General features: G+C 68.4%; 2 protein-coding genes. Both read left to right on the top strand.

Translation table 11 applies throughout. The annotated features are described in order from the left end of the window. Positions 1 to 591, top strand: a 591-nt coding sequence (locus AB0N16_RS41415; RefSeq protein ID WP_365806002.1) for a phosphopantetheine-binding protein, incomplete at its 5' end; no start/stop codon positions are given. Further along, positions 588 to 4,623 (top strand): beta-ketoacyl synthase N-terminal-like domain-containing protein (locus AB0N16_RS41410; RefSeq protein ID WP_365806001.1); only part of this gene is annotated, 4,036 nt, incomplete at its 3' end. The genes AB0N16_RS41415 and AB0N16_RS41410, both read left to right, overlap by 4 nt.

Genomic DNA, 4,623 nt, shown 5'->3' with positions numbered 1-4,623 from the left:
GCGTTGCTGCGCGGACTCGTCCGTACGCCGGCCCGTCGTACGCAGAGCGTGAGCGGATCACTTGCCGAGCGGCTGGCCGCCATACCCGAAGCCGATCGTCAGCGTTCTGTGCTTGAGCTTGTGCAGGCCCAGGTCGCAGCGGTGTTGGGGCATGCCTCGGCCGCCGCGATCGACCCGGAGCAGACGTTCAAGGCCCTCGGATTCGACTCCCTGGCGGCGGTGGAGCTGCGGAACCGGCTCACCCAGGCCACCGGCATGCGGCTGCCGTCGACGCTCGTCTTCGACCACCCGACTCCGGACGGGGTTTCGACCCTGCTTCTGGCAGAGGTCGGCGGGCCCGCGGAGAGCGGCCGCTCGCCTCTCGAAGAAGGGCTGCAACAGATCGAGGCCCTGCTGACGCAAGTGGCGGGTGACGAGCGGCAACTGGCCGAGCTCGAACCCCGGCTGCGTGCCTTCAGTAATCGGCTGTGGTCCGTCCTCGGCGGACCGTCGGGCCAGAGCGATGGCCTGGACGAAGACCCTGATGACTTCCTCGACGGGGTCTCTGACGAAGAGATGTTTGAGTTGATCGACAAGGAGCTGGGAACGTGACCCAGGGCACGGGGGATCAGCGGGGCGCCGCGGCGATGGACGAGCACAAGCTCCGTGTGTATCTGAAGAAGGTGACCGGGGAGCTGCGCACGGCCAACCGTCGCTTGCGCGAGCTGGAGCAGCGTGACCTCGAGCCCTTGGCCATCGTGGGGATGAGCTGCCGGTATCCCGGTGGTGTGTCGTCGCCTGCGCAGTTGTGGGAGTTGGTCTCGCAGGGTCGGGATGCGGTGTCGGGTCTGCCGGGTGATCGTGGGTGGGATCTGGAGCGTCTCTACAACCCTGATCCGGATCAGGTCGGCAGTGTCTATGCCAGCGGTGGTGGGTTTGTCGATGGCGTCGGTGATTTTGATGCAGGGTTCTTCGGGATCAGTCCGCGTGAGGCGTTGGCGATTGATCCGCAGCAGCGGTTGATGCTGGAGGCGGCATGGGAGGCGTTCGAGGACGCGGGTATCGCCCCCACTTCGCTGCGCGGCTCCGACACGGGTGTCTTCTGCGGTGCCTTGGCCTCGGACTACGGCGGCCAGATGCGGCCGGAACTGGAAGGCTTCCGGCTGACGGGTATGACGACCAGTGTCCTCTCCGGCCGGGTCGCCTACAGCCTCGGCCTGGAGGGCCCCGCCATCACGGTGGACACGGCGTGCTCGTCGTCCCTGGTAGCACTGCACTTGGCTTCGCAGGCGCTGCGCTCCGGGGAGTGTTCCCTCGCGTTGGCCGGCGGCGTGACGATCATGTCGGATCCGTTCCTCCTCACTGAGTTCAGTCGTCAGCGGGGTCTTGCGTCGGACGGGCGTTGCAAGTCGTATGCGGCGGCTGCGGATGGCACGGGTTTCTCGGACGGCCTGGGTCTGGTCGTGCTGGAGCGGTTGTCGGATGCGCGGCGCAACGGTCACCGGATTCTTGGTGTTGTCCGGGGCAGCGCGGTCAACCAGGACGGTGCGAGTAATGGTCTGACGGCGCCGAACGGTCCTTCGCAGGAGCGGGTGATCCGGCAGGCGTTGGCGAACGCCGGGTTGAGTGCCTCGGAGATCGATGCGGTGGAAGGTCACGGCACCGGGACGAAGCTGGGTGACCCGATCGAGGCCCAGGCGTTGCTGGCCACGTATGGCCGGGAGCGGGCCGATAACGAGCCGCTGCGGTTGGGGTCGATCAAGTCGAACATCGGTCACACGTCGGCGGCGGCTGGTGTCGCGGGTGTGATCAAGATGGTCATGGCGATGCGGCATGGCCGGCTGCCGTCGACGTTGCACGTGGATGCGCCGTCGCCGCATGTCGACTGGGAGGCCGGGCAGATCCGGCTCCTGACGGAGGCGGAGGAATGGCCTGCGGGTGAGCGGCCGCGGCGCGCGGGGGTGTCGTCGTTCGGCATCAGCGGGACGAACGCCCACGTGATCATCGAGGAGGCTCCGGCCGCCAATGCGGAGGAGCCGACGGAGCGTCCGGTGGCCGAGTTGCCCGCTGCGTCGCCTGCCGCGTCGGTGCCTGTGCCGGTGGTGGTGTCGGGTAGGGGTGAGGTGGCGTTGCGTGCGCAGGCGGAGCGGTTGCGTGCGCATGTGGTGGCTTCGCCTGGGGTGGGGTTGGTGGATGTCGCTTTCTCGTCGGTGGTGTCGCGGGCGCAGTTGGAGCAGCGGGCTGCGGTGGTGGCGTCGGATCGGGAGGGGCTGCTGGCGGGGCTTGCGGCTTTGGCCGGGGGTGAGCCGGCGGCTGGTGTGTTCGATGGTCGGGTGGGGGCGGGTCGGACGGCGTTCTTGTTCACGGGGCAGGGGGCGCAGCGGGCGCGGATGGGTGTGGAGCTCGCCGCTGCTTACCCGCAGTTCGGGCGGGCGTTGGATGAGGTGTGTGCGGAGCTGGACCCGCGGCTGGGCCGTTCGCTTCAGAGTCTGCTGGCTGCCGAGGAGGGCTCTGCGGATGCGGGGTTGCTGGATGCGACGGAGTTCACGCAGGCTGCGTTGTTCGCGGTCGAGGTGGCGTTGTTCCGGCTGGTCGAGTCTCTTGGGGTGCGCGCGGATTATCTGATCGGGCATTCGGTGGGTGAGCTGGTGGCTGCTCATGTGGCGGGGGTGCTGTCGCTGGCGGATGCGTGTGCGCTGGTGGTGGCTCGTGGCCGGTTGATGGGTGCGTTGCCGGCTGGTGGTGGGATGGCGGCGGTGCAGGCGGCGGAGGAGGAGGTGGCTGGGGAGCTGGCCGGGTTCGAGGGCCGGTTGTCGATTGCTGCGGTGAACGGTCCCCGCTCGGTGGTGGTGTCCGGGGACTTGGACGCGCTTGATGAGTGGCTGCCGCGGTGGCAGGGCCGGAAGACGACGCGGCTGCGGGTGAGTCATGCGTTCCATTCGCATCGGATGGAGCCGATGCTGGCCGACTTCCGCGAGGTTGCGGAGGGGCTGACGTTCGGTGTTCCCGGGATCCCGGTGGTGTCGAATGTGACGGGTGCTCTGGTGTCGGCGGAGCTGGCTGACCCGGGCTATTGGGTGGATCACGTCCGTCAGGCGGTCCGGTTCACGGACGGGGTTCGTACTCTGCAGGCCGAGGGTGTGACCCGGTTCCTGGAGCTTGGTCCGGATGGTGTGTTGACGGCGTTGGCGCGTCAGGCGGTGGACGGGGACGGGGCGGTGTTCGCGTCGGCCTTGCGGGCGCGCAAGTCGGAGGCGGAGACGTTTGCCGCGTTTGTTGCGCAGGCGCATCTGGCGGGTGTGCCGGTGGACTGGCAGGCGTTCTACGCGGGCACGGGCGCTCGGTCGGTGGACTTGCCGACGTATGCCTTCCAGCGCGAGCGGTACTGGCTGGCGCCTGGCACGGGTGAGGGCGATGCGACCGCCGCCGGTTTGGACCGGTTGGACCATCCGTTGTTGAGTGCGGCGGTGTCGGTCGGGGACCGGGACGAGTGGGTGTTCACGGGGCGTCTGTCGCAGGAGTCGGCGTCGTGGGTGCGGGATCATGCGGTGTTCGGGACGGTGATCGTGCCGGGGACCGCGTTGGTGGAGCTGGCGGTTGCGGTCGGCCGGCATGTGGGCACTGCGGTGCTTGAGGAGTTGGTGCTGGAGGCGCCGTTGGTCCTGGACGGGGACGCGGCGGTTCAGCTGCAGCTCGCCGTCGGAGAGCCTGACGAGGACGGACGCCGCACAGTCGCGATCTACTCCCGCCCAGAGAAGAGCAGTGAGGGCGGACCACGCGAGGTGACGTGTCACGGGCGCGGGACGCTCGTACCGGAGACGCAGCCGCTGAGCTCGGAGTTCCCCGTGGAGTGGCCGCCGGAGGGTGCGGAGCCGGTAGAGCTGGATTCGCTGTATGTGCGGTTGGCGGAGGCCGGTTACGACTACGGGCCCGTCTTCCAGGGGCTGCGGGCGGCGTGGCGCGATGGCGAAGAGGTGTATGCCGAGGTAGCGCTTGCCGAGGATGCCGGCGGTGAGGGTTTTGGTGTCCATCCGGCGTTGTTCGATGCGATGTTGCATGGTGGGTTGCTGGAGAAGGCTGGTGGTTCGGTCTCTGCGGAGCTGCCGTTCTCGTGGTCCGGGGTAAGGCTGGGGCACAGCACCGCCTCACGGGTCCGGGTGCGGATCGTGGCAGCGAGTGGGTCGGCGCTTCGGATCGACGCCGTTGATGAATCTGGCGAGCCGGTCGTGAGCGTGGAGGGACTGGTGCTGCGGCCGGTGGATCCGGCACGGCTCGCGGGCGGTCAGCAGGCGGGGAACGATTCCCTGTTCTGTGTGGAGTGGGTGCCGGTGCCGGTGCCTGTGCCGTCTGCGGTGGCGGTGGAGGTTGCGGTGTTGGGTGACGCGCCGTTGGCTGATCTGGATGCGCTGGAGTTGGCGGTTGTCGAGGGCGCGGCGACGCCGGAAGTGGTGCTGGTTGAGGTCGACGCTGCGGGTGATACCGATGGTGCGTCGTCTTCGGTTGTGGTGCGGGTGTTGGGGTTGTTGCAGCGGTGGTTGGCGAGTGAGGCGTTGGCTGATGCGCGGTTGGTGGTGGTGACGAGGAACGCGATCGCGGTGGGTGATGAGGTTCCGGATCTGGCGTTGGCGCCGGTGTGGGGTCTGG

The sequence above is a fragment of the Streptomyces sp. NPDC051105 genome (assembly GCF_040682795.1).
Taxonomy (GTDB): domain Bacteria; phylum Actinomycetota; class Actinomycetes; order Streptomycetales; family Streptomycetaceae; genus Streptomyces.
The sequence above is the reverse complement of the archived record's forward strand: the minus strand, read 5'-3'. Positions and strand labels throughout refer to the sequence as shown.